The organism is Stenotrophomonas sp. Nf1, assembly GCF_003028475.1.
GTDB lineage: Bacteria > Pseudomonadota > Gammaproteobacteria > Xanthomonadales > Xanthomonadaceae > Stenotrophomonas.
Genome location: NZ_PYTV01000003.1, coordinates 408519 through 434781, shown reverse-complemented (window position 1 = coordinate 434781; position 26263 = coordinate 408519). Strand labels below are relative to the sequence as shown.

Here is a 26263-nt window from a genome sequence, read left to right as displayed (position 1 = left end):
CAAGGTTGGCGACTACCGGGCCGCAGAGACAGATTGCTTTGGTAGATGCCAACCTTGGTTGGCATGGTGCGCGGGGAACCGCGTACCGCAACGAGGAGATCACGATGTCCGACAACCACACCCCATCCAACGAGCGTGCAGCGTGGGATGCGCTGCTGGTGGACATCGTCGATTACGTGCGTGATGCCCGCATCGACTCGCCGCTGGCGTTCCAGACCGCGCACCACTGCCTGCTCGACACGCTGGGGTGCGGGCTGGAGGCACTGTCCTTCCCGGCCTGCAGCAAGCTGCTCGGGCCGCTGGTCCCCGGTATCAGCGTGGTGAACGGCGCGCGCGTGCCGGGCACGCACTACGTGCTGGATCCGGTGCAGGCCGCCTTCAACCTGGGCGCGATGGTGCGCTGGCTGGATTTCAACGACACCTGGCTGGCCGCCGAGTGGGGCCATCCTTCCGATAATCTCGGCGGCATCCTGGCCGTCTGCGATTGGCTGGGGCGCAACGCGCAGGCGCTGCTCCGCCCGCCCCCGACCGTACACGACGTGCTGCTGGCGATGATCAAGGCGCACGAGATCCAGGGCGTGCTGGCGCTGCGCAATGCCTTCAACCGGGTCGGGCTGGACCATGTGCTGCTGGTCAAGGTCGCCACCACGGCGGTGGTGGCGCAGCTGCTCGGGCTGGATCGCGAACGCATGCTCAATGCACTGTCGCTGGCCTGGGTCGATGGCCAGGCGCTGCGCACCTACCGGCACGCGCCCAACACCGGCTCGCGCAAGAGCTGGGCGGCGGGTGATGCGACCAGCCGGGGCGTGCGCCTGGCGCTGATGGCGGCCAGCGGCGAGATGGGCTACCCCAGCGTGTTGAGTGCGCCGACCTGGGGTTTCGAGGCCGTATCCATGCATGGCGAGCGTGTGACGTTGGGGCGTCCGCTGGGCAGCTACGTCATGGAGAACGTGCTGTTCAAGATCAGCTATCCGGCCGAATTCCATGGCCAGACCGCGGTGGAGGCGGCGATCACGCTGCACCAGCAGCTGCGCGCGATGGGGCGGCGGGTCGAGGACATCGCGCATATCACCATCCGCACCCAGGAAGCCTGCATCCGCATCATCGACAAGCAGGGGCCGCTGCATAATCCGGCCGACCGCGACCACTGCGTGCAGTACATGGTTGCCATCGCGTTGCTGCACGGGCGGCTGGTGGCCGAGGACTACGAGGATGACGTGGCCGCCGATCCACGCATCGACCCACTGCGCGCGAAGATGGCCTGCCATGAAGACCCGCAGCTCAGCGCCGACTACCTGGACCCGGACAAGCGCAGCATCGGCAACGGCCTGAGCGTGCGCTTCACCGATGGCACTGAACTGCCCGAGGTGCGGGTGGAGTATCCGCTCGGCCACGCCCGTCGCCGCGCCGAAGGCATTCCGCTGCTGATGGACAAGTTCCGCCGGCACCTGGCCCACCGCTTCCCGACCGTCCAGCAGCAGCGCATCCTGGCCGCATCGCTGGACCCGGTGGCGCTGGCGGCGATGCCGGTGACCGACTACGTGGACCTGTACCTGCCGGGGTAGGGCGATCGGTAGTGCCGGCCGCTGGCCGGCAATTCCACCCAACCTGCCATGCCGGTTGCCGGCCAGCGGCCGGCACTACCTGCGTGCGGGGCACTTGCCGAATCCGCGTCAACACCTTGACGCGGCGCGCCTATAATGGCCGCCTCGATCAAGGAGTGACGACATGAGCGGTCCGGCACAGCGGAAGCGGTGGGGATGGACGGCGGCTGTACTGGCAGGAGGCCTGTTGCTGGGCCTGGCCGGCTGCCGCAATGACAGCGGGCAGCTGCCCAAGGCCAGCGGTGAAGCCATCACCACCCAGGCCGAGCAGGTGAAGGAGTTCACCCTGCTGCGCGCCTACCCGGACCAGAAGAATGACGGCCTGTCGCTGGCGCTGGAGTTCTCGCGCCCGCTGGTCGGCACCCAGGACTTCGACAAACTGGTGCGCTTCGAAGAGAAGGTCGGTACCGATGACAGCAGCTGGACCCTGTCCGATGACGGCCTGACCCTGCGCTACCCGTTCGTCGAGGCCGGCAAGGAGTTCAGCCTGGTGGTCTCGGCTGACCTGCTGGCCGCCGATGGCAGCCGCCTGGGCAAGGAGCTGAAGCAGAAGGTGTTCAGCGGCGAGCTGAAACCGGTGGTCGGTTTCGCCTCGCAGGGCAGTGTGCTACCGGCCAAGGACAGCCGCGGCCTGCCGGTGGTCTCGGTGAACGTGCCGGAGGTCGACGTCGAGTTCCTGCGCGTGCGCGAGAAGGACCTGCCGACCTTCTTCAGCCAGTACCAGCGCGGCGGCCGCCGCGGCAGCTGGGAACTGAGCAGCGATTACGAGCGCAGCCCGATCAACAAGCTGGCCGAGCCGGTCTACGTCAACCGCTTCATCCTCGGCGGCAAGCAGAACGAGCGGGTGCTGACCTACCTGCCGACCCAGGACATCAAGGAACTGCAGGAGCCGGGCCTGTACTTCGCACTGCTCAAGCGCACCGGCGACTACGAGGGCGAGTTCGATACCGCGTTCTTCTCGGTCAGCGACATCGGCCTGCATACCCGTGCCTACAAGGACAAGCTGTTCGTGCACACCGCCGGCCTGAAGGACGGTGCGCCGCTGAAGGGCATCGACCTGCGCGTGCTCGATGCCAAGGGCGAAGTGGTGCTGAAGGGCAGCACCGACGGCAACGGCAATGCGCTGCTGAACTACACCCTGGACGCTACCCACGTGCTGGTCGCCAGCAGCGGCAAGGACACCAGCTTCCTGCCGTTCAACCAGCCGGCGCTGGACCTGAGCGAGTTCGCCGTGGCCGGCCGTGACAACGCCTGGTTCGATGTCTATGCCTGGTCCGGCCGCGACCTGTACCGCCCCGGCGAAACCGTGCGCCTGTCCGCGCTGCTGCGCGACAACGATGGCAAGCCGGTCAAGGCGCAGCCGGTGTTCCTGCGCCTGAAGCAGCCCGACGGCAAGACCTTCCGTGAGACCCGACTGCAACCGGGCGAGCAAGGCTACATCAACTTCGAGCAGGTCATCCCCGCTGAGGCGCCGACCGGGCGCTGGCAGGTGGAATTCCGTACCGACCCGGCCAGCAAGGAAGCGATCCAGGGCATGACCCTGCGCATCGAAGAGTTCCTGCCCGAGCGCATGAAGCTGGACCTGGACAGCGCGCAGAAGACGCTGAAGCCGGGCGAGGAACTGCGCCTGCAGGCCAATGGCGCCTATCTGTATGGTGCGCCGGCCGATGGCAACCGCTTCACCGCGCGCATGGCCGTGGCCGCCGAGCAGCAGCCGGTGGAAGGCCTGCCGGGCTACTTCTTCGGTGACCCGACCCTGCAGCTGCCGCGCGAAGCCAAGGATGTGATCGATACCACGCTGCCGGCCAATGGCCAGCTGCGTGAGGATGTGGCGTTGCCGGAAGAGGCGGCCAAGGCCAAGGCTCCGATTGCCGTGGTGCTGTCCGGCAGCCTGTACGAAACCGGTGGCCGCACCGTCACCCGCACCCTGAAGCGGGTGATGTGGCCGGCCAATGCACTGGTGGGCGTGCGTCCGCTGTTCAATCCCGAAGACGGTGCCGATGCCAACGGCAATGCGCGCTTCGAGCTGATGCGCGTGGATGCGGCGGGCAAGCCGCAGCCGGCCAAGGGCCTGAAGATCACCCTGGTGCGCGAACTGCGCGATTACCACTGGACCTTCAACGACAACCGTTGGGACTACGATTTCACCCGCCGCTTCGAGAACAAGGAAACCCGCACCGTCGATGCCGGCAGCAGCGCGGTCGCCTTCGATGTGCCGGTGGAGTGGGGCGAGTACCGGGTGGACGTGTTCGATCCGTCCACCGGCCTGACCAGCCGCTATCCGTTCCGCGCCGGCTGGAGCTGGGGCGATGACAACCGCGGCCTGGACGCACGCCCGGACAAGGTCAAGCTGGGCCTGGACAAGACCGGCTACAAGGCCGGAGACACGCTTGAGGTGACGGTGACCCCGCCGCACGCCGGCAAGGGCATCCTGATGGTCGAGACCGACCGCATGCTGTACGTGCAGGACATCGACGCCAAGCCGGGTTCGACCTTCAAGATCCCGGTCACCGCCGACTGGGAACGCCACGACGTCTACATCACCGCGCTGGTGTTCCGTGGTGGCAGTGCGCCGAGCAAGATCACCCCGGCCCGTGCCGTGGGTGTGGTGCATGTGCCGATGGACCGCAAGGGCCGCACCGTGGCGGTCGGCCTGGTGGCGCCCAAGCAGATGCGCCCGGAGCAGGACCTGCCGGTGACGGTCAGCGCACCGCAGCTGGCCGGCAAGATGGCGCACGTCACCGTCTCGGCGGTGGACGTGGGCATCCTCAACATCACCCGCTTCCCGGTGCCCGATGCCGGCGCGCACTTCTTCGCCCAGCGTCGTCTCGGCATCGATGCCTACGACATCTACAGCCGGGTGATCGAGAGCTTCGACGGCGGCGCCGGCAAGCTCAAGTTCGGTGGCGACATGGCCCTGCAGGCGCTGCCGCAGGCCAAGCGCCCGACCGCGCGCGTGCAGACCGTGGACCTGTTCTCCGGCCCGGTGCAGCTCGACGCCAAGGGCATTGCCCGGATCCGCCTGAAGGTGCCGGATTTCAACGGCACCCTGCGCGTGTCGGCGCTGGTCTACAGCGATGACCAGTACGGCAAGCGCGATGTGGAAACCGTGGTGCGTGCGCCGATCCTGGCCGAAGCCAGCATGCCGCGCGTGCTCGCCCCGGGCGACCGCAGCACCGTCACCCTGGACGTGCAGAACTTCACCGGCAAGCCGGGTGCGTTCAACGTGCGGGTGGAAACCGAGGGTCCGCTGGCACTGGCCGAAGGCACGCGCAGCGTGCAGTTGAACGCCGATGCCAAGAGCACGCTCAGCTTCCCGCTGTCGGCGCGCGAGGGCCACAGCGTGGCCAAGGTGCGCGTGCGGGTGGACGGCAACGGCTTCAAGGCCGACCGTCGCTATGATCTGCCAGTGCGCGCGGCATGGCCGCAGGTGCTGCGTTCGCAGGTGCGCACGCTCGACCCGCTGGCGGCGGTCAGCCTCGACAACAGCCTGACCGAGGGCCTGATGTCCGAGTCGGTGAATGCCCGGCTGCTGGTCAGCCCGCTGCCGCCGATCCCGTTTGCCAGTGCACTGCAGGGCGCGTTGAACTATCCGTATGGCTGTGCCGAGCAGACCACCAGCAAGGGCTACGCCGCGCTGATCCTGGACCAGGCCACCTCGTCGATGCTCGGCGCCGATGGCCTGGATGCCAAGACCCGCCGCGAACGCATGGAAGGCGCGTTCGGCCGCCTGGCGTCGATGCAGGTGGCCAATGGCAACTTCTCGATGTGGGGTGACGACGGCTACGTGAACCCGTGGCTGACCCCTTACATCACCGAGTTCCTGCTCGATGCCAAGGACGCTGGTTTTGCAGTGCCCGACAACGTGCTGCAGAAGGCGCTCAACCGCCTCAGCGAGGACCTGCTGTCCGGTGGCAATCAGTTCTACGGCCAGGATGACCGCGAGAAGCTGAAGTTCGCCAACCAGGCCTACTCCGGCTACGTGCTGGCGCGGGTCAACCGTGCCCCGCTGGGCACCCTGCGCACGCTGTACGACAACGAGCGCAGCAAGGCGGTCGGTGGCCTGTCGCTGGTCCACCTGGGTGTGGCGCTGTCGCTGCAGGGCGATGCCAAGCGTGGCCAGGCGGCGCTGGCGGCGGCGTTCGCCAAGTCCAGCAGTGAACGCCCGTCGTACTTCGGCGATTACGGCAGCGCGATCCGCGATGACGCGCTGATGATCGCGCTGACCCATGAAAACAAGCTGGCCAAGCCGGCCTGGGACGCGCGCGCGGTCGATCTCGGCCGTGGCCTGGATGCGCGCCGCAATGCCGGCTGGATGTGGCTGAGCACGCAGGAGCAGGTGGCCATCGCCCGCCTCGGCAAGGCACTGGCCGCCAACCAGAAGGCACTGGTGGCCGGTGAACTGGTGATCGGTGGCAGCACTGAAGCGATCGGTGAGCGCAAGCTGTTCGGCCGCAACTTCAGCGCCAGCGAACTGGCCAGCGGCGTGCGCTTCACCCCGCAGGGTCAGCCGCCGATGTTCGCCAGCATCGATGTGGCCGGCATCCCGCGCACGGCACCGGCACCGGACAACAGCGTGCTGGGCGTGGAGCGCAGCTACTACGGCACCGACGGCAAGCCGTGGACGCCGCGTCCGCTGAAGGAAGGCGAGGCGCTGATCGTGCGCGTCACCGTCACCGCCGACACCACGATGCCCGATGCACTGCTGACCGACCTGCTGCCGGCCGGCCTGGAGATCGAGAACTTCAACCTGGGCGATGCCAAGCAGTGGGCCGACGTGGTGGTCGATGGCATCACCATCAGCGACCGTGGTGAAGCGGCCGACACCAAGCACGAGGAGTTCCGCGACGACCGCTACGTGGCCGCGCTCAAGCTCTCGCGCGGCAGCAAGGCCAACGTGTTCTACCTGGTGCGTGCGGTGACCCCGGGCACCTACTCGGTACCGCCGCCGCTGGTGGAGGACATGTACCGCCCGCAGCTGCGGGGCGTCGGCCGCAGCAACCCGACCACGATCACGGTGGTGCAGCCGTGATCCCACGGATGGGCCGCGACGGCGCGGCCCGTCCTGCGGGCACTACGCAATGAAAGACGCAATGAAGACCCGGCTGGCGGCCCTGCGCCGCCGGCTGCAGCCGCTGTGGCCGTGGCTGCGCTGGGGCACCGCAGCGCTGCTGGCGCTGCTGCTGGTGCTGGATTTCGCCTTCCCGCCACCGCTGCCGAAGCAGCGCGACACCAGCACCCTGGTGGTGGCCGCCGACGGCACGCCGCTGCGCGCGTTCGCCGATGCCGAGGGTGTGTGGCGCTATCCGGCCTCGATCGACAGCGTTTCGCCGCTGTATCTGCAGGCGCTGCTGACCTACGAAGACCGCTGGTTCTGGAACCACCCGGGCATCAACCCGCTGGCGATCCTGCGGGCCAGCGGTCAGCTGCTGCGCGGCGGCCGCATCGTGTCCGGTGGCTCGACCCTGACCATGCAGGTGGCGCGCATCCTCGACCCGCATACGCGCACACCGTGGGGCAAGCTCAAGCAGATGCTGCGCGCGGTGCAGCTGGAAGTGCACCTGAGCAAGCCGCAGATCCTGGCCCTGTACCTGGAGCGCGCGCCCTACGGTGGCACCATCGAAGGCGTGGAAGCGGCCAGCTGGGCCTACCTGGGCAAGCCGGCGGCGCAGCTGTCGCACGCCGAGGCCGCGTTGCTGGCGGTGCTGCCGCAGGCACCGAGCCGGCTGCGCCCGGATCGTCACCCGGAAGCGGCGCAGAAGGCGCGCGACAAGGTGCTGACCCGCATGGCCGAACTGGGCGCGTGGACGCCGGAAGAGGTGGACGACGCGCGCATCGAGAACGTGGTGGCACGCTCGCTGCGGCCGCCGCTGCATGCCGCGCTGCTGGCGCAGCGCCTGCATTCGGCGCATCCGGGCCAGGCGCGCATCCAGAGCAGCATCGACATCGGCCTGCAGCGCACGCTGGAAGAGCGCGTGGCCAGTTACTTCTCCACACTGCCCGAGCGTACCTCGGCGGCGCTGCTGGTGGTCGACAACCAGACCCTGCAGGCACGTGCCTACGTCGGCACGCTGGCGTTCGGCGACCGCCAGCGGCTGGGTCACGTCGACATGGTGCAGGCCTGGCGTTCGCCCGGCTCCACGCTCAAGCCGTTCCTGTATGCGATGGCGCTCGATGATGGGCTGATCCATTCGGAAAGCCTGCTGGTGGATGCGCCGCAGAGTTTCGGCAGCTACCGGCCCGGCAATTTCGACATGGCATTCAACGGACCGGTGGGCGCCTCCAGTGCGCTGCGGCTGTCACTCAACGTGCCCTCGGTGGATCTGCTGCAGCGGGTCGGTGCGGCGCGCTTTGCCGCGCGCCTGTCGCATGCCGGCATCCAGCTGCGCTTTCCGCCGGGCAGTTCGCCCAACCTGTCGTTGATACTGGGCGGTACCGGCGCGCGGCTGGAAGATCTGGTCGGCGCGTTCGCCGCGCTCAACCGCAACGGCATCGCCGGCCGCGTGCGTTACACCGATGACGAACCGATGATCGAGCGGCGATTGGCCTCGCCCGGCGCCAGCTGGATCGTGCGCGAGATGCTGGAGTCGAATCCGCGGCCGGGCTACGGCGTCGGCACCTTCGACGTCGGCGGGCGACCGCGCGTGGCCTGGAAGACCGGCACCAGCTACGGCTACCGCGATGCCTGGGCGATCGGCAGCACCCGCCACTACACGGTGGGGGTGTGGGTGGGGCGCCCGGATGGCACGCCGTTGCCGGGACAGTACGGCGCGGTCACTGCGCTGCCGCTGATGTTCGAGGTGGTGGACAGCCTGCCGCGCCAGCGTGGTGACTCGGCGGCTGCGCCGATGCCGACCAGCGTCAGCCAGGAAGACATCTGCTGGCCAACCGGCGAGCGTGCCGAGGGCCTGCCGACTGCGCTCTGCCAGCGCAGGATGCCGGCCTACCTGCTTGATGGCGCCGCACCGCCAACGTTCCCCGAGCGCGAGGCGCGGCGCTGGCAGCCGGGCCGGCAACGCTATCTGGCCGATGCCCGCAGCGGACTGCGGGTGTCGGCCGATTGCCGCCTGCCGCATGAGGAAGTGGCGCGCGAGATCGCGCGCTGGCCGGCGTTGCTGTCGCCGTGGCTGCCCAAGGCCACACGTGAGGCCTCGCAGCTGCCGCCGTTGTCGCCGGACTGCCGTGACGATGGCCGCGAAGCCAGCGTCGCACTGCACATCGATGGGCTCAACGACGGCGCCGCATTGGCACGCGCGCCCAACGCCGAGCATGGCGTGCGCCTGCAGCTGCGCGCGCTGGGCAGCGAGCAGGCGGTGGACTGGCTGCTGGATGGCCGCTGGATCGCGCAGACGCAGGGCGCGCAGTTGATGCAGCGCGAGTTCGCCGATCCCGGCACGCACACCCTGACCGCGCTGGCCGCCGATGGCGCGTGGACGCAGGTGCGCTTCACCGTCCTCCGGTAGGTGCCAACCTTGGTTGGCACGTCCCGTATGTTTGCCACGCTGTTGTAGAGCCGAGCCCATGCTCGGCTGACCGCTGCACGCACGTCGCAGGAGCAGCCGAGCATGGGCTCGGCTCTACAGGGAGCGCCAGGCCGTCACTCCCCGATCCACCCATCCAGCAGGTCGGCGAACTCGTCGGCGTGTTCCTCTTCCTGCGCCAGGATTTCCTCAAGGATGCGCTTGGTGGTGGTATCGCGGTCGCCGATGACGTTGATCATCTCCCGATAGCTGTCGATGGCGATGCGCTCGGCCACCAGGTTCTCGCGGACCATGTCGCGCAGGTCGCTGCCTTCCTTGTACTCGGCATGCGAGCGCGCGGTCAGCGTATCGGGGTTGAAATCGGGTTCGCCACCGAGCTGGACGATGCGCTCGGCCAGCTTGCCGGCGTGTGCCTGTTCCTGCTGTGCATGCTCCAGGAACTCGGCTTTCACCGCGTCGGCCAGCATGCCCTTGGCCATGAAGTAGTGCCGGTAGTAGCGCAGCACGCAGACGTACTCGGTGGCCAGGGCGTCGTTGAGCAGCTTGATCACCACCTTGCGGTCGGCGCTGTAGCTGTCGGTGATCGCGCCGTCCTCGATGTTGCGCCGGGCACGCTCGCGCAGGGTCTTGCGGTCGCTGATGCCGGGAATCTTCGCGGCGGGCTTGGGGGCTTTGGCTGGCTTGCTGGACATGGCTGGCCGTTTCCTCTTGCGGTGGACAATCAGGTAGGCAGGTGCTCCAGCACGTACTCGGCCGAAGACACTTCGAACTGGCCGGGCTGTTCGACCCACGCCGCGCGCACCACGCCATCGACCACGTACAGGGCGAAGCGGCGCGAGCGGATGCCCATGCCCGAGGCGCTGGCGTCGAGTTCCAGGCCGAGCGCGCGGGTCAGTTCGGCGTTTCCGTCGGACAGCATCAGCAGGCCGTCGGGCACGTTCTGTTCGGCGGCCCAGGCCTTCATCACGAACGGATCGTTGACGGCCATGCAATAGACGTCGATGCCGCGCTGGCGGAAGTCCTGGAATTTTTCGACGAAGCCGGGCAGGTGGCGCGCCGAGCAGGTGGGGGTGAACGCACCGGGCACGGCGAACAGCACCACCTTGCTCGCATCGAACAGCGAATGCGTATCGAGCGTTTCGATGCCCTCGCGGATGCGCTTGAGGGTCACTTCCGGAATGCGGTCGCCGACGTGGATGGTCATGGGGAACTCCTTGCAGGGGCAGGCTAGGGGGCCGGATGGGACAGGGGCGTCAAGACATTGGAAACCCGGTGTGCAGGCCCCATCTTCAGGCTTTGCGGCGCAGGCATCCAGCTACAGTCTGGGGCCGGACGATGGCCGCCGCATTGCGCAGGATCAGTCGGCCTCACCGGGGCCGCACGAGGGGCGGCGTAGCATCGCCGGCGCGTAGAATGAACCCGGGGCGGCGCCACCGGCGCGGCCGAAGCGAATCGAGGTAGCTGGATGGAATTCAAGGATTACTACGCCACCCTGGGGGTGGAACCGAGCGCGGGCGAGGCGGAGATCAAGACCGCCTACCGCCGGCTGGCACGCAAATACCACCCGGACGTCAGCAAGGAGGCCGGGGCCGAAGACAAGTTCAAGGCGGTCAACGAGGCCTACGAGGCACTGCGTGACCCGGAGAAGCGCGCGGCCTACGACCAGTTGCGCGCACAGGGCTATCGTCCGGGCGAGGAGTTCAACGTGCCGCCGAACTACGGCGGTGCCGGCGGCTTCAACTTCGAGGAAGTGTTCGGCGGCGGTGGCGCCAATGGCGGCTTCAGCGACTTCTTCGAGAGCCTGTTCGCCCGCCAGCGCGGCGGTGCCGGCCCGGGTCCGGGCTTCAGCAGCCAGGGCCATGCGCCCAACCGCGATACCCGCGCCAAGCTGTCGGTACCGCTGGAGGCGGCCTACAGCGGCGACAGCCTGCGCATCACCGTCAACGGCAAGCAGCTGGACGTGCGCGTGCCCAAGGGCATCCGCCCGGGCCAGGTGATCCGGCTGGCCGGGCAGGGCAACCACGGCGGCAATCTGCTGCTGGAAGTGGAGTACGCCGCGCACCCGCAGTTCGAGGTCGACGGCCGCAACATCCTCTACACACTGCCGGTCACACCTTGGCAGGCGGCGCTGGGTACCAGCATCAGCGTGCCGACCCTGGGCGGGGCGGTGGAGCTGAAGATCCCGGCCGATTCCGATGCCGGTCGCAAGCTGCGCCTGCGCGGGCGCGGCCTGCCGGGCAGCCCGGACGGCGACCAGATCGTTGAACTCGAGATCGTGGCTCCGGCGGCGACCGACGAGGCGCAGAAGAAGGCCTACCGCAACCTGGCCAAGGCGTTCGGCGAGTCAATCTGACAGGCCGGAGGAGCGCCGGCGGCGTGCGCCGTCGGCGAGACGATCTGAGCACGTCCTGCGGTAGTGCCGGCCGCTGGCCGGCAGAGCAAAAGCGTGCCAACCAAGGTTGGCACCTACCGGGGCAGCCTCAGCCCTGGCCGGCGAACACGCGCTCCAGCACCTCGGACAGTTCGTCTTCCGAGAACGGCTTGGTGATGTAGGCCTTGGCGCCCTGGCGCATGCCCCACATGCGGTCGGTGTCCTGGTCCTTGGTGGTCACCAGGATTACCGGGATGTGGCGGGTCGCCTCGTCGCGGGCCAGCGTGCGGGTGGCCTGGAAGCCGTTGAGGTTGGGCATCACCACGTCCATCAGGACCAGGTCGGGCAGCTCGGCCTTGGCGGTCTCGACCCCGGCGGCGCCATCGGTGGCGGTCAGGATCTGGTGCCCGAGCTTCTCGACGATGCGCTGTATCCCCAACAGCTGCGACGGTGAGTCGTCGACGATCAGAATGCGTGCCATGTTGTTCCCCAGGTAATGCCCGCAGTGTAGTGCGGGCACATTACCGGCGGGAGGGGCGCGTGTGCCGTCCGTCGCCTGCCTGCGACGTTCAGTCGATCCGCACCACGGTACGGCCCAGCGAACCGCCAGCCAGCATCCGCTCGAAGACGGCCGGCAGGCCATCCAGGCCGACTTCGGCGGTGCAGATGCGCTGCAGGTGCTGCGGCTTCCATTCGTTGCCCAACCGCGCCCAGACTTCTTCGCGCAGTCCGCGCGGCGCGTTGGCCGAGGACACACCCAGCAGCGACACGCCGCGCAGGATGAACGGCATCACCGTCATGTCCAGCTTCGGGCTGGCGGCCAGGCCGGCACTGACCACGCTGCCGTAGGGCACGGTCTGCGCCAGCAGGCTGGCCAGCATGTCGCCGCCGGCATTGTCCAGGCCACCGCTGAAACGCGCCGACTGCAGCGGACCGGTATCGGCCAGCGCTTCGCGCGGCAGCACCTCGGCGGCACCGATGGCGCGCAGGAAGTCGGCCTGGTCGGGCTTGCCGCTGACCGCATGCACCGTGTAGCCGGCACGGCTGAAGATCGACAGGGCCAGCGCACCGACGCCGCCGCTGGCGCCGGTGACCGCCAGCGGGCCCAGTTCCGGGGTCTGCCGGTTGTCCTGCATGCGCAGCAGGGCCAGCGCCGCAGTGAAGCCGGCGGTACCCAGCACCATCGCCTCGCGCGGGCTCAGCCCGGCCGGCTGTGCGATCACCGCGCTCGATTCCAGCCGCACGTACTGGCTGTAGCCGCCATCGCGGGTCTCGCTGAGGCCGCAGCCGGTGGCCAGCACCGCGTCGCCTTCACGCCAGGCCGGGTCGGTGCTGGCAACCACGGTACCGGCCACGTCGATGCCCCCCACCAGCGGAAAGCGGCGCAGGATCCTGCCCTTGCCGGTACCGGCCAGCGCGTCCTTGTAATTGACCGAAGACCACTGCGCGCGGATCAGCACCTGCCCCGGGTTGAGATCGTCGACATTGAGCTGGGCCAGGCCGCTGCGGTAGCCGGCGTCGTCGTTTTCGATGCGGAAGGCGGTGAACGGGGCGGTGGGGACCATCGGCGCTGCCTGACTTCGAGGAAAACGCCACCTTACCCCGTCGGGCCCCTTTCGATCCTGCCGATCCGCCCCATCTTGTATGATCGGTAATGGTTTCACGGCTGGTGGTGCGGGAAGGGCCCGCGCCGCAGCCCAAATCTTGATGGAGCGTGCATGGCCTGGAATACACCCGGCGGCAACAAGGGCGGACAAGGCCCCGAGGACAATCGACGCGGGCCGTTCGGCTCCCGCGGCGGTGGCAATGGTGGTGGCTGGGGCGGTCTGCCCGGGCCGCTGAAGGATCTGTTCGACGGCGGCATCGTGCGTTGGGTGGTGGCGGCCGTGGTGCTGCTGGTGCTGTTCTCCAGCTTCCAGCTGATCGGCGAACAGCAGCGTGGCGTGGTGCTGCGCTTCGGCCAGTTCTCGCGCATCCTGCAGCCCGGACCGAACTTCAAGCTGCCGTGGCCGATCGAATCGGTTACCAAGGTCAACGCCACCGAGATCAAGACCTTCTCGATCCAGGTGCCGGTGCTGACCCGCGACGAGAACATCGTCAACGTCTCGCTGAACGTCCAGTACCGCATCGATGATCCGCAGCAGTATCTGTTCGGCACCGTGGATGCCAACCAGGTGCTGGAACAGTCGGCGCAGAGCGCGGTGCGCGAGGAAGTCGGTCGCGCCGACCTCAATGCCGTACTGAACAACCGTGGCCCGCTGGCCGCGGCCGCCGAGGAGCGCCTGCAGGCGCTGCTGAAGGCGTTCAAGACCGGCCTGACCGTGACCGGCCTGACCCTGCAGGACGCCCGTCCGCCGGAAGAAGTGAAGCCGGCCTTCGACGAGGTCAACGGCGCCCAGCAGGTCAAGGAACGCCTGATCAACGAAGCCCAGGCCTACGCCGCCAAGGTCGTGCCGGAAGCCCGAGGCCAGGCCTCGCGTGCCCGTACCACCGCCGAAGGCTACAAGCAGGCCGTGGTGTCCAAGGCCGAGGGTGACGCGCAGCGCTTCAGCCTGTTGCAGGCCCAGTACAAGGACGCCCCGGAAGTGACCCGCAAGCGCCTGTGGCTGGAGACCGTGCAGCAGGTGCTGAGCGAGAACCGCAAGGTGATCGGTGGCGATGGCCGCCAGCTGATCTACGTGCCGATGACCGGCGATACCCGTCCGGCCACGTCGGCCCCGCCGGGGGTGACCAACCCGGAGGTGGTGATGCCGTCGCTGCCGGGCGCAGCGGTGGAACAGTCCCGTGATCCGGGCCGGCCGGTGGGCCGCCCGACCGGGCGACCGAGCGGCCGTGAGGAGGGCAGCCGATGAAGAGTCCAATCTGGATCGCCGTGATCGTGGCGGTGGTGCTGGGCCTGCTCGGCTCGGTGTACGTGGTCCGTGAGGACCAGACCGCCATGGTGCTCAACCTGGGCAAGGTGGTGCGTTCGGACATCAAGCCGGGCCTGCACTTCAAGGTGCCGGTGGTGGAAACGGTGAAGGTCTTCGACCGCCGTTTCCAGGTGCTCGATACCGCCCCGGCGCGCTACTTCACCGCCGAGCAGAAGGACGTCAGCGTCGACTTCTTCGCCATCGGCTACATCTCCAACGTGGGTGACTACTTCCGTGCCACCGGCGGCGATCCGCGCATCGCCAATGCCCGCCTGGCACCGATCATCACCGACTCGCTGCGCAACCAGATCAACTCGCGCACCCTGCAGCAGCTGGTGTCCGGCGACCGCAGCGAGCTGATCGCCGAGCAGCTGAAGGGGATCAACGAAGCGGTGGCCGGGCTGGGCATGCAGATGATCGACCTGCGCATCAAGCAGGTGGACCTGCCGACCGACAGCCAGGTGATCAACGACGTGTACGAGCGCATGCGCGCCCAGCGCAAGCAGGAAGCCGCCAAGCTGCGTGCGGAGGGCGAGGAGCAGTCGCTGACCATCCGCGCCCAGGCCGACCGTGACAGCACCGTGCTGATCGCCGAAGCCGAGCGTGATGCGCAGCGCCTGCGCGGTGAAGGCGATGCCGATGCCGCCCGCATCTACGGCAAGGCCGGCTCGGCCGACCCGTCGTTCTATGCGTTCTACCGCAGCCTGGAGGCCTACCGTGGCTCCATGACCGACGGCAACGGGGTGATCGTGCTGGACAAGAACGACCCGTTCCTGCAGTACCTGAAGAACGACCGCTGAGGTCGCAGGGCATTACCCCACGGGGCCCGGCCAGATGCCGGGCCCCGTGTTTTTTCCGGAGTCCCCCATGAAAGATCTGTTCGCTGCCGTCTGCCTGGTGGCGGTGCTGGAAGGCCTGTTCCTGTTTGTTGCGCCGATCGCCTGGAAACGCATGGCCGAGCGCCTGCTGGATCTGCCCAGCCCGGCCCTGCGCAGCTTCGGCGGGCTGGTGCTGCTGGCTGGCCTGAGCCTGCTGTGGTGGGCCCGCCACTAGACGCCCCGGCGCGGCGGCCTGCGTTCACATGCGTGGCCCGGCTCTGGTAGATGCCAACCTTGGTTGGCATTGCCGGCCAGCGGCCGGCACTACCGGATCACGAGCCGGGGTCAGATCCCTTTCCGCAGGAAAGGGATCTGACCCCGTTTCGGGCGGCTGACCGGCCGGTGAAGCCGCCCGTCGGAAAGGTGGCACCCGACCCCGGAAACCCGGATAATGCACAAAAGCCGGACGGGCCTCCCCGTTCGGCTTTTTCCGTGTCTGGGCCATCCATCGCCGGCCGCTCCCCGTTTGGAGCCGCCTTGCAGGTGCTGGCCAGCCCCGCCACGGTTTACCCGTCCGCGGCCCCGATGGCCGCAACAAATCGAGGAGCCCGTCATGGGTCAGTCTGTCGTAGTGTTGGGTGCCCAGTGGGGCGATGAAGGCAAGGGCAAGATCGTCGACCTGCTCACTGAGGAAATCGGCGCCGTCGTGCGCTTCCAGGGCGGCCACAATGCCGGCCACACGCTGGTCATCAACGGCAAGAAGACCGTTCTGCACCTGATCCCGTCGGGCATCCTGCGTGACGATGCGCTGTGCCTGATCGGCAACGGCGTTGTGATCTCGCCGGCCGCACTGCAGAAGGAAATCGCCGAGCTGGAAGCCTCCGGCGTGGAAGTGCGTTCGCGCCTGAAGATCTCCCCGGCTGCGCCGCTGATCATGCCGTACCACATCGCCTTGGACCAGGCGCGCGAGCGCGCTGCCGGCGGCAAGGCGATCGGCACCACCGGCCGTGGCATCGGCCCGGCCTACGAAGACAAGGTGGCGCGCCGCGGCATCCGCATCGCCGACCTGCATTACCCGAAGCAGCTGGAAGAACTCCTGCGCACCGCGCTGGATTACCACAACTTCGTGCTGACAAAATACCTCAACACCGATGCGGTCGACTTCCAGAAGACCTTCGACGAAGCACTGGCCTTCGGCGAATACGTGCAGCCGATGAAGTCCGACGTGGCCGGCATCCTGCACGACCTGCGCAAGCAGGGTAAGCGCGTGCTGTTCGAAGGCGCGCAGGGTGCGCTGCTGGACATCGACCACGGCACCTACCCGTACGTCACCAGCTCCAACACCACCGTCGGTGGCGCGCTGGCCGGTTCCGGCGTCGGCGCCGATTCGATCGACTACGTGCTGGGTATTGCCAAGGCCTACGCGACCCGCGTCGGCGGCGGCCCGTTCCCGACCGAACTGGACGACGAAATCGGCCAGGGCATCCGTGACCGCGGCGCCGAGTACGGTGCCTCGACCGGTCGCCCGCGTCGTTGCGGCTGGATGGATATCGTGGCGCTGAAGCGCGCCGTGGCCATCAACGGCATCAGCGGCCTGTGCATCACCAAGCTGGACGTGCTCGATGGCATGGAAAAGCTGAAGGTCTGCATCGCCTACGAATACAACGGCAAGCGCACCGAGTACGCGCCGCTGGACGCGCAGGGCTGGGAAGACTGCACCCCGGTGTACCTGGAGTTCCCGGGCTGGAGCGAGAACACCCACGGCATCACCCAGTGGGACGAGCTGCCGCCGGCCGCACGCGCCTACCTGCGTTCGCTGGAGGAGCTGGCCGGCTGCCCGATCAGCATCGTCTCCACCGGCCCGGACCGCGACCACACCATGGTCCTGCAGGACCCGTTCGCCTGAGGTAGCGCCGGGCCATGCCCGGCGTCGCGACCAACCGGTAGCGCCGGGCGCTGCCCGGCGTCGCTGAAAGAAGAAGCCCCGCGAAAGCGGGGCTTTTTCGTTACTGTGTCGACACCGCCAGGACGGAAGCGACGTGATGACCCGGATGTCAGCGTGAAAGGCGAGACTGTGGTGCGCATCACCCTGTGGGTGCTGTGGAGCCTGTGGGGTATTGCCTGCGTGGTGCTGGCGCTGGGCGCCGCTGCCAACACTCTAGCCTCGCGTACGCAGACGATATCGTTGCCGCTGAGTCCGGGCGCCACGGCCGAGCTCACGGTCTACCGCTTCATGGACGACCGTCTGCGTCTTCGTTTGCGCTATGCCGACGACGGCAGCCTGGAAGACCCCGAGGTGCTGCTGCGTATCGAAACCCCCACCGATCGTGCGGACTTCCGCGCCGGTACGCGTTCGGGCGTGGCCGGGCAGGGCATCAATCGCGCGCTGGCATCGGTTGAGTCCAGCGGCCTTACCGCGTTCTACTTTGGCTATGGCCGCGGCGATGCACTGCCGCGCGGACGGTCCTCATTGCAGGTGACCGTGCTCGAGGTGGCCCCGGCGCTGGCGGGTCGTGCGGCCACCATCGAGTTGCAGCCACCGCTGGATCTGCTGAAGCTGACCGACCTGGATTATGTCTGGCTGTGGCCGTTTTTCTTCTGGCAGCCGGTGGCGATGTTGCTTCTGGTATTCGGTGTCGGGCTGGCGGTGGCCAGCATCGCCCTGCGCCGTTGGCAGCGCCGTATCCCCGCCGGGTAGCGCCAGGCCACGCCTGGCGAAGCCACTTGCAGAATACCCAATATGGGCACAATAATGCCCAGTATGGGTAGCCCTGTTGCCAGTTCATCTTCCACCCGTGCCATCGGCCTGGCCGACGCGCTGTTCACCCAGACCCAGCAGCGTGTGCTGGCGCTGCTGTTCGGCCAGGACCGTCGAGATTTCAGCATCTCCGAACTGATCAGTGGCAGCGGTGCCGGCTCTGGCGCCGTGCAGCGGGAAGTGGCCAAGCTGGTCGCAAGTGGCCTGGTGGAGCAACGAAAAGTCGGTAACCAGAAGCGCTATCGGGCATTTGCCGGTTCCCCCATCCATGCCGAACTGGTGGCGCTGGTGCACAAGACCATCGGCCTGGCCCAGCCGCTGCGCGAGGCGTTGCAGCCCTTGCGGGACAAGATCAGCTTCGCCTTCGTCTACGGCTCGGTGGCCAAGCGCACCGACAGCGCACATAGCGACATCGATCTGATGCTGGTGTCCGATACGCTGGGCTATGCTGAGTTGATGGCCGCGCTGGATCCTCTCGAGGGTCAGCTGGGGCGGCCGGTGAATCCGACGCTGTACACGCATGACGAACTGAAGGATCGCCTGCGCAAGGGCAATGCTTTCCTGCGGCGAGTACTGGAACAGCCCAAGGTATGGGTGATTGGAGGAATGGATGACCTCACCGTTGCAGAACCTGGTCGGGCCGGGTAAACCGCTCACCGTCGAACCTGCCGAAGCGAGCGAGATCGAGGGGCTGCAGCGCTCCGGTCTGGCGCGCCTGCGCGACGCGCGTAATGCCACGCTCTCGCTGGAGAGCCGGTTCGATCTTGCCTACAACGCCGCGCACGCATTGAGCCTGGCCGCGCTTCGTGCGCAGGGATTCCGACCCAGCAACCGCTACATCGTGTTCCAGTCGCTCAAGCACACCTTGGGCGTCGGCCCGGACGTATGGCGTGTGCTCGACAAATGCCATCAGCAGCGCAATCTCGCCGAGTACGAGGGCGAACTGGATGTGAGCGGGCGCCTGGTAGAAGACCTTATCGCCGCCTGCGAAGCGGTGCGCATTGCTTCCGCCCTCTGAATGGAGCGCGTGCAGACGAGCTAGCGCCCTGGTTGCAACAGCGGGTACGGATTGATCGATTCCCCCTTCCACCACTGCTTCTCCGGCCCCAGCACGTGCACTTCGAAATGCAGGTGCGGGGCCTCAGCGCTGGCGTTGCCGGTGCTGCCTACATAACCGATCACCTCGCCGCGCCTGATCACCTGCTTTTCGGCCAGGCCATCGGCATAGCGCTGCAGGTGCGCGTAGTAGTAGCACCAGCGTCCGCTGGGCTCGAACTGGTAGATCGTCAGCCCACCGCGCTTGCTGTCGAACAGTTTCTCCACCGTGCCGTCGGCCGCGGCCAGCACCGGCGTTCCGGCATCGGCCATGATGTCGATCGCATCATGCACGCGTCCTTCGCTGCGGGCATCGCTGAAGGTGTCGCGCAGCTGCGAGGGCAGCACGCCCTGCACCGGCAACAGCAGTCTGTCCGCTGCCGCGTCGACGCTGGTCGGCTTCGGCGCCGGCGCCGGTGCTCGCGCGGTGGCCGCTTCCAGAGCCTGCGCTGTCATCTCGGTGGACGGCGTTGCAGGCGTGGGCGCCGCCGTGGGTTCAGCGGCATCGCGGCGCAGCCACCAGCCCATCCCCACACCCAGCAGCACGCCCAGCACGATCAGCTGCGAAAGACGCATCGGCTCACTCCTGCATCAGCACGGGGACGGAGGTATCCACCGCATCGGCCACGCGCAGCGCGTCCCAGTTGGTCATGCGTACGCAGCCATGCGATTCGGTCTTGCCGACATGGCTGGGCACCGGCGTTCCGTGCAGGCCATAGTGGGGCTTGGACAGATCGATCCAGACCCGGCCGACCGGATTGTTTGGACCGGGCGGCAGTGTGGCCTTCCTGTCGCCCTTGCGCGCATCCCAGAACAGCTTGGGGTTGTAGTGGAACGGCGGGTCGCGATACACGCCGAGAATCTTCCAGTCACCGATCGGCAGCGGATCGTGCTGGCTGCCGGACGACACCGGAACCTGTGCGATCACCTTGCCCTGCGCATCCAGCAACTGCAGGGTGGAATCGGATTTGTCGACCACGATCTTCGCCGCCTTCGGCAAGGCCGCCGCTGCGATGTTGGGCACCTGGATGCGATTGCCGGCCTTGGCCAGATCGATGCCAGGATTGAGTGCCTTCAGCAGCGCAGGCGAGGCATGGAAGCGCTCGCCCAGTGATTCCTCCACGCTGCTGTAGCCCAGCGCCTTCAGCTTTGCCTGCGCAGCGGGCGTCTTCGGAACGGCGACGAACGGCCCGGCCACGTCCTCGGCGGTCAGCGTGTAGCTGGCCAGTGGCACGACCGTATCGGCCTGCAGGGCCTTCCAGGTGCTGTCGTCCAGCTCTCCGCTGACCGTCAGGCCGTGGGCGGCCTGGAAGCCGGCCACGGCGCGGCGCTGGTTGCTGCCGACTTCACCGTCGATCTCGCCGGGGGAGAAATTGGCGCGATCCAGCAGCACCTGGGCGTGCAACGGTGAGCGCGCTGCGGTATCGGGTCCGGCCTTCTCGGCAATGGGCTCCGGCAACGGGGCCGGCGGCGGCACCTGCGCGAAGGCGGGCGAGACCAGCAGGGACAAGGCGAGCAGGGCGGGGCGGTGTACGCGCATGGAGGTCTCCGGCAGATGGCTGCTCCACCCTGCCCGCAGTGGCTGCGCAGCCCCCGTGAAAGCAACCTGATGCCGGCATGAGCAGGTCCGCCCCTGCGCGGGGCAGGCCCTTGTCGCAGAAGCGCGGCGCGCGGCCTCACCAAGGTGAACGGCTGCCGACGGGTGTGCGTGTGGCCGATCAAGAATGCCGGTGGGCCGGCCGATACGGGCGCATCCCCCCGTTTTGGATGTACCGATGAATTTCTTGAGGAATGTCAGGGTTGCCTGGCGTCTTGGGCTGGGCTTTGGCCTGTTGCTGCTGCTGGTTGCCGCCGTGGTGGCCACCGGCGCCACCGCCAGCGTGGTGCAGAAGCGTGCGATGCAGCAGGTGGTCGATGTCAGCGTGGCCAAGGTGCGGCTGCTGTCGCAGATGCTCGATGCCAACAACCAGATGATGGTGGTGCGCCGCGAGATGCTGATCCGCCAGGGCGAAGACCGCGGCCACGACGAGCAGCGCATCGCCGACCTGGTCAAGCGCTACGAAGCCAGCTGGAGTGCCTACCAGGCGTTGCCCAGCGATGCCGAAGGCAAGGCGTTCGCTGAAACCATTGCCGCCAAGCGTGCCATCGCACGCCCGCTCAACAAGCAGACCAGCGACCTGATGGAGCAGGGCGACTATCCGGGCGCGGTGGCACTGACCCTGGGCCCGGTGCAGGAGGCGGCCAATGGCTGGAACAAGGCGCTGTCCGATGGCGTGGACTTCGAAGAGAAGGAAAGCCGTACTGCCGCCGCCGAGGCGATCCGTCTGGGCGAGCGCAGCCTGCTGCAGCTGCTGGTGCTGGGCGGTGTTGCGCTGCTGCTCGGCATCGCAGCCTCGGTGATGATCGGGCGCAGCCTGACCGGCCCGCTGGCACGCGCGGTGAATCTGGCCGAGCGGCTGTCCAAGGGCCAGCTGGACCAGGAATTCCGCCTGGGCGGGCGTGACGAACTGACCCAGCTGGGCGAGGCGATGGCCAGCGTGCGGCAGAGCGTGCAGGCGGCGATCGGCGCGCAGCTGCAGATGGCCGAACAGCACGAGGCCGGCGCGATCCGCTACCGCATGGATGCCAGCGCCTTCCCCGGTGACTTCGGGCGCATGGTGCAGGCCACCAACAGCCTGGTCGAATCGCACGTGCAGGTGGAGCTGCTGATGGCCGAGGTGATGCAGCGCTACGCCATCGGTGATCTCAGTCGCGACCTGCCGGAGTACCCGGGTGAGAAGGGCGCGCTGACCCGCACCCTGGCCGCGGTGAAGCAGAGCCTGATGGCGATCAACGCGCAGATCGATGAACTGGCCCGCGCCGCGCGTGCCGGTGATTTCAGCATGCGTGGCGATGCCGCTGCGTTCCAGTTCCAGTTCAAGGCGATGGTCGAGCACCTCAACGGCATGATGGCCAGTTCGCAGGCCAGCATCGCCGATGTCTCCGACGTGCTGCGCGCGATTTCGCATGGCGACCTGACCGCACGCATGGACGGCGACTACGAGGGCGTGTTCGCGCGCATGCGCGATGATGCCAACACCACCACCGCACAGCTGACCGGTATCGTGCGTGGCATCCAGGTGGCCGCCGACAGCATCAACAACGCGGCGCAGGAATTGGCCGCCGGCAACAATGACCTGTCGCGCCGCACCGAGCAGCAGGCCGCCAATCTGGAAGAAGCGGCTGCATCGATGGAAGAGCTGACCTCCACCGTGCGCCAGAATGCCGAGCTGGCCCGCCAGGCTGACAGCGAAGCGCATGCGGCCGGTGCCGCGGTGCGCGAAACCGAGCAGGCGATGGCACAGATGGCGTCGGTGATGGGTGAGATCGACCAGTCCTCGGCACGCATCTCGGAGATCTCCACGGTGATCGACGGCATCGCGTTCCAGACCAACATCCTGGCGCTGAACGCCGCAGTGGAGGCCGCACGTGCCGGTGAGCAGGGCCGTGGCTTCGCCGTGGTTGCCAGCGAAGTGCGCACGCTCGCACAGCGTGCCGGTGTGGCCGCCAAGGAGATCAAGGAATTGATCGAAGACGCCGCTGCGAAGGTGAAAAGTGGCCTGGCGGTGACCGTTGAATCCGAAGCGGCGATCGCCCGCGTGGCCCAGGCCAGTTCGCGCACCACCCAGCTGATGAGCGATATCGCCGCAGCCAGCAAGGAGCAGGCGGCTGGCATCGAGCAGGTCAACCAGGTGGTGGTGCAGATGGATCAGGTGACCCAGCAGAACGCTGCGCTGGTGGAAGAAGCCACCGCCGCCAGCCGCGCGCTGGAAGAGCAGGCGCATGCGCTGACCACCTCGGTGTCGGTGTTTCAGCTGGAGCAGGGCGCTGCTGCCCGCGCCGCAGTAGCGCGCGCGGCCTGACCGGTAGGCAACGGTAGCGTCGAGCTTGCTCGACGGCCTTGGTACATGGATCGAGAGCAGTCGAGCGAGCTCGACTCTACCGCACGCCCCCTTTTTCGGCGATGCTCGCCGGAAAAGGGGGCGATATGGACAGCAGGGAACCGGAAGGCACCTATGGCGACGTGCCGAGGGTGCAGGGCATGGAGGTGGCCGCTGTCGCGCCACCGGAAGGACCGACCGACTGGTCGATGCTGCCGCTGACCGGCGGCGATGATGATTCGGCAGTGATGCAGATGGTGCGCCGCATGCGCCGCGAACCTGCGCTGCTGTTCAGCGTGGCCTATCTGCTGGTGTCAGCACTGGGACTGTGGTCCAGCTTCTGGTTCTACCGCGGGTTCGAGCTGTCGATCCTGGACTACATGCAGCCCAGCGATTTCCTGGTTGCCGGTATCCGCGACCCCGCCTATGTGCTGCTGCTGGCGCTGGGGCTGCTGGTGGTGCTGGTGGCGAGCTGGCCGGAAACGCTGCGCATGCGCAATGCCGCCAAGCTGGAGCAGCTGCGTGGACGCAGCTGGATCTGGCGGGTGCTGCTGCGGCGTTCGTTCCTGACCAGCTGGGAGGGCATCGGGCTGCGGCCCCTGACGGCGATGACCCTGGCCGTGGCCGCTTTCATGGCCATCGGCGCGGCCAACTACGTGCAGGTGCGCGGGCAGCAGATCCGAAGTCATGGCAAGGGCGAGGTGATCCGCCTGCAACTCAACGGCGACCCGGCGCCGCTGCCGGGCAGTGCCCGCCTTCTGGGCTCCAGCAGCGCTTTCCTGTTCGTCTGGTGGCCGCAGCAGCGGCGTGCCGAGGCCATTCCGATCGCAGCGGTGCGCACGTTGCAGGCGGCAAGCGTGCCGCCAGTGGTGGCAAAGAGCGGCGCAGGCCGTTGACGGTGCCGTTGCGCCGTTGCACAGCACAGACACCACCACACAGTGATCACCCTGCGCGTGTGCGGGTTCGTGTGGCCTTCTGCGCTGCCTTCTTCTTCACCGCCTTGCGCCCACTGCCACTGCGCTTGCCACCGCCATCCTGCTTGTTGACGGTCGCCCAGGCGATGCGCTCGGCTGTGCTTTCACTCGCACCGCGCGCACGCTCGCTGTCCTCGATATGCTCGGCCTGGCGCTTCTGCTTGTCGGTGTAGGCGGATTTGTCACCACGGGGCATGGCGGTTCTCCTGTTGTTTCAATCAGGCCAGCAGGCGCAGTTTGGGTTCGCGCGCCCATTGGCGGGTCGCGGCGGCGGTGAGGAACGCCCTGGTGTCCTCGGCCTCCACGATGCCGGCATCGTTGCCCACGCGTGCGGCCTTCAACAGCGACTGGCCGCCCGCATCGCTGGCAATGGCTTTCAGATGCGCCCAGGCATGGCTGACGAACTCGACCGCCGCCGCGTCCTTGGCCAGTGCCTTGGCTGCGTCTGCACCGAGCACCACGGCCACCGCATCGAACACCACCGACGGCGTGCCTGCCAGTTGGCCATCGGCGGCCTGTGCCTTGCCGTTGCTGAGCGTGGCCCCACCGACCTTGGGCGCGACCAGCTTCACCTCGGCGCCGGCTTTGCGCGCGGCTTTCTGCAGGGCGGCAAGCACACCTGCGTCCGAACCCTCGTCGAACAGGATGCCGATGCAACGGCCCTGCAGCGTGTCCCTGCTGCGGCCGATCACCCGCACTTCGGGCACGGCCGGCAGGTCACGCGCCGGCACCGCGGTCGGCGCAGGCTCGGGCAACGCGGCCAGCGCCAGGCCGTCGGCCACGCGCTGGGCCAGCGCCTCGTCGATGTTGCGCAGGTGGCTGACGGTACGCACGCGCACCTTCAGCGTTTCCACTTTCGACAACTCGAACACCAGCGCCGAGGCGAGGTGCGCCTGCTCAGGCTTTTCCAGGCTGCGGAAGAACGCGCGCGCCTGGCTGTAGTGGTCGGCGAAGCTCTCCGCACGCGTGCGTCCCTTGCGTCCATCGTCGGCGCTGGGGTGGCTGCGGAACCCCGCCGGCGTCTCGCGCGGGCTGTCGTCTTCCAGCGAACTGGGGTCGTAGGCCACGCGCCCCTTGGGCACCTGCATCTGCATGTGCCCGTCGCGCTGGTGGTTGGCGAAGGGGCAGCGGGGGGCATTGACCGGAATCTGGTGGAAGTTCGGTCCGCCCAGGCGGATCAGCTGCGTGTCCAGGTAGGAGAACAGCCGCACCTGCAGCAGCGGGTCGTTGCTGAAGTCGATGCCCGGCGGCACATTGGCCGGGCAGAACGCCACCTGTTCGGTTTCGGCGAAGAAGTTGTCCGGCCAACGGTCCAGCACCATCTTCCCGATCACCTGCAAGGGCACCAGTGATTCGGGAATGATCTTGGTCGGGTCCAGATGGTCGAAGGGGAAGGCCTCGGCCTCGGCTTCGGTGAACAACTGCACCGCCAGTTCCCATTCGGGGAAGTCGCCGCGCTGGATCGCCTCGAACAGGTCGCGGCGGTGGAAATCATTGTCGGCCGCCTGCAGTTTCAGCGCCTCGTCCCAGACCGTGGACTGGATGCCCAGCGTCGGGCGCCAGTGGAATTTGACGAACGTCGAATCGCCGGCCTCGTTCAACAGGCGGAAGCTGTGCACGCCGAAGCCTTCGATCATGCGCAGCGAGCGGGGAATGGCGCGGTCGCTCATTGCCCACATGATCATGTGCATCGACTCGGGCATCAGCGAGATGAAGTCCCAGAACGTGTCATGGGCGCTGGCCGCCTGCGGGAACGCGCGGTCCGGTTCCATCTTCACCGCATGTACCAGGTCCGGGAACTTCATCGCATCCTGGATGAAGAACACCGGGATGTTGTTGCCCACCAGGTCCCAGTTGCCTTCCGGCGTGTAGAACTTCACTGCGAAGCCGCGCACGTCGCGCGGGGTGTCGACCGAGCCGGCGCCGCCGGCCACGGTGGAAAAGCGTGTGAACACCGGCGTCTTCGTGCCCACCTCGGTGAGCACGCGGGCGCGGGTGTACTTGCCCAGCGACCGGGTCAACTGGAAGTAGCCATGGGCGGCGCTGCCGCGCGCGTGCACGATGCGCTCGGGAATGCGCTCATGGTCGAAGTGGGTGATCTTCTCGCGCAGGATGAAATCTTCCAGCAGGGTGGGGCCGCGTGGCCCCTGGCGCAGCGAGTTCTGGTTGTCAGCAACCGGGATGCCCTGGGCGGTGGTCATGGGCGGGTGCGTGCCGCCGGCGTGCAGGTGCAGTTCGTCGCCTTCGCCGCGGCGCTGGCTGGGGGACGGGGTGGGTGCGCGCTTGCCGGTCGGCTTGCTGGCGGCCATCGGGAGCTCCGGGATCGAAGG

Annotated in this window: 20 protein-coding genes and 1 pseudogene; 13 read left to right on the top strand and 8 right to left on the bottom strand. The window is 67.6% G+C overall.

All coding sequences use genetic code 11. The features are described 5' to 3' along the window. Positions 1–104 precede the first annotated feature (104 nt). The 3 genes from C9412_RS08535 (at position 105) to pbpC (ending at position 9067) form a co-directional block, all read left to right on the top strand. On the top strand, positions 105–1565 hold the full coding sequence (locus C9412_RS08535) for a bifunctional 2-methylcitrate dehydratase/aconitate hydratase (RefSeq protein WP_107231216.1): 1461 nt from the start codon (positions 105–107) through the stop codon (positions 1563–1565). 163 nt (positions 1566–1728) lie between these two features. Continuing rightward, a complete protein-coding gene (locus C9412_RS08530; protein WP_107231215.1) occupies positions 1729–6636 on the top strand; it encodes an alpha-2-macroglobulin in 4908 nt (1635 codons plus the stop codon). Positions 6637–6685: 49 nt separating this feature from the next. After that, a complete protein-coding gene (gene pbpC, locus C9412_RS08525) occupies positions 6686–9067 on the top strand; it encodes a penicillin-binding protein 1C (RefSeq protein ID WP_107231214.1) in 2382 nt (793 codons plus the stop codon). 134 nt (positions 9068–9201) lie between these two features. On the opposite strand, the gene C9412_RS08520 is transcribed toward pbpC, so the two are convergent. Continuing rightward, on the bottom strand, positions 9202–9777 hold the full coding sequence (locus C9412_RS08520) for a ferritin-like domain-containing protein (RefSeq protein WP_107231213.1): 576 nt from the start codon (positions 9775–9777) through the stop codon (positions 9202–9204). Positions 9778–9806: 29 nt separating this feature from the next. Continuing rightward, complete coding sequence (locus tag C9412_RS08515; protein WP_107231212.1) at positions 9807–10289, bottom strand: peroxiredoxin; 483 nt, start codon at positions 10287–10289, stop codon at positions 9807–9809. Positions 10290–10550: 261 nt separating this feature from the next. Between C9412_RS08515 and C9412_RS08510 the strand changes: the two genes are divergently transcribed. Beyond that, a complete protein-coding gene (locus C9412_RS08510) occupies positions 10551–11438 on the top strand; it encodes a DnaJ C-terminal domain-containing protein (protein WP_107231211.1) in 888 nt (295 codons plus the stop codon). 127 nt (positions 11439–11565) lie between these two features. On the opposite strand, the gene pilH is transcribed toward C9412_RS08510, so the two are convergent. Next, positions 11566–11937, bottom strand: coding sequence for a twitching motility response regulator PilH (gene pilH, locus C9412_RS08505; protein WP_005410644.1), 372 nt, complete (start codon positions 11935–11937; stop codon positions 11566–11568). Positions 11938–12025: 88 nt separating this feature from the next. Then, a complete protein-coding gene (locus C9412_RS08500) occupies positions 12026–13021 on the bottom strand; it encodes a YhdH/YhfP family quinone oxidoreductase (protein WP_107231210.1) in 996 nt (331 codons plus the stop codon). Positions 13022–13174: 153 nt separating this feature from the next. Here C9412_RS08500 and hflK point away from each other — a divergent pair, with 153 nt between their 5' ends. From hflK to C9412_RS08465, 7 genes are all read left to right on the top strand, one after another. Then, entirely contained in the window at positions 13175–14308 is a 1134-nt protein-coding gene (gene hflK, locus C9412_RS08495) for an FtsH protease activity modulator HflK (RefSeq protein WP_107231209.1), read from the top strand. Then, positions 14305–15168 (top strand): protease modulator HflC, encoded by an 864-nt coding sequence (locus tag C9412_RS08490; RefSeq protein ID WP_010482785.1) that lies wholly within the window; start codon positions 14305–14307, stop codon positions 15166–15168. The genes hflK and C9412_RS08490 overlap by 4 nt, the downstream gene beginning before the upstream one ends. A 67-nt stretch (positions 15169–15235) precedes the next feature. Continuing rightward, on the top strand, positions 15236–15421 hold the full coding sequence (locus C9412_RS08485) for a DUF2065 family protein (protein WP_106468837.1): 186 nt from the start codon (positions 15236–15238) through the stop codon (positions 15419–15421). 378 nt (positions 15422–15799) lie between these two features. Further along, the gene (locus C9412_RS08480) at positions 15800–17092 is read left to right on the top strand and encodes an adenylosuccinate synthase (protein WP_107231208.1); all 1293 of its coding nucleotides are present in this window, start codon (positions 15800–15802) and stop codon (positions 17090–17092) included. A 153-nt stretch (positions 17093–17245) separates the two neighbouring features. Next, on the top strand, positions 17246–17884 hold the full coding sequence (locus tag C9412_RS08475; protein WP_107231207.1) for a hypothetical protein: 639 nt from the start codon (positions 17246–17248) through the stop codon (positions 17882–17884). Between the two features lie 63 nt (positions 17885–17947). Then, a complete protein-coding gene (locus tag C9412_RS08470; protein ID WP_258190117.1) occupies positions 17948–18592 on the top strand; it encodes a transcriptional regulator in 645 nt (214 codons plus the stop codon). Then, a complete protein-coding gene (locus tag C9412_RS08465) occupies positions 18555–18962 on the top strand; it encodes a hypothetical protein (RefSeq protein WP_107231205.1) in 408 nt (135 codons plus the stop codon). The genes C9412_RS08470 and C9412_RS08465 overlap by 38 nt, the downstream gene beginning before the upstream one ends. 20 nt (positions 18963–18982) lie before the next feature. Here C9412_RS08465 and C9412_RS08460 read toward each other — a convergent pair whose 3' ends face one another. Further along, positions 18983–19615: a M23 family metallopeptidase gene (locus C9412_RS08460; protein ID WP_107231204.1), complete on the bottom strand. Its 633-nt coding sequence runs from the start codon at positions 19613–19615 to the stop codon at positions 18983–18985. A gap of 4 nt (positions 19616–19619) precedes the next feature. Next, a complete protein-coding gene (locus C9412_RS08455; RefSeq protein WP_107231203.1) occupies positions 19620–20579 on the bottom strand; it encodes a L,D-transpeptidase in 960 nt (319 codons plus the stop codon). Positions 20580–20814: 235 nt separating this feature from the next. Between C9412_RS08455 and C9412_RS08450 the strand changes: the two genes are divergently transcribed. Together C9412_RS08450 and C9412_RS08445 are read left to right on the top strand one after the other, a co-directional pair. After that, a complete protein-coding gene (locus C9412_RS08450) occupies positions 20815–22941 on the top strand; it encodes a methyl-accepting chemotaxis protein (protein WP_107231202.1) in 2127 nt (708 codons plus the stop codon). A gap of 125 nt (positions 22942–23066) precedes the next feature. Further along, positions 23067–23855 (top strand): hypothetical protein, encoded by a 789-nt coding sequence (locus C9412_RS08445; RefSeq protein ID WP_107231201.1) that lies wholly within the window; start codon positions 23067–23069, stop codon positions 23853–23855. Positions 23856–23928: 73 nt separating this feature from the next. Here C9412_RS08445 and C9412_RS08440 read toward each other — a convergent pair. Together C9412_RS08440 and C9412_RS08435 are read right to left on the bottom strand one after the other, a co-directional pair. After that, positions 23929–24129: pseudogene (locus C9412_RS08440) on the bottom strand (hypothetical protein); the annotation flags it as partial. Positions 24130–24151: 22 nt separating this feature from the next. Then, a complete protein-coding gene (locus tag C9412_RS08435; protein ID WP_107231199.1) occupies positions 24152–26242 on the bottom strand; it encodes a catalase in 2091 nt (696 codons plus the stop codon). Positions 26243–26263: the final 21 nt, after the last annotated feature.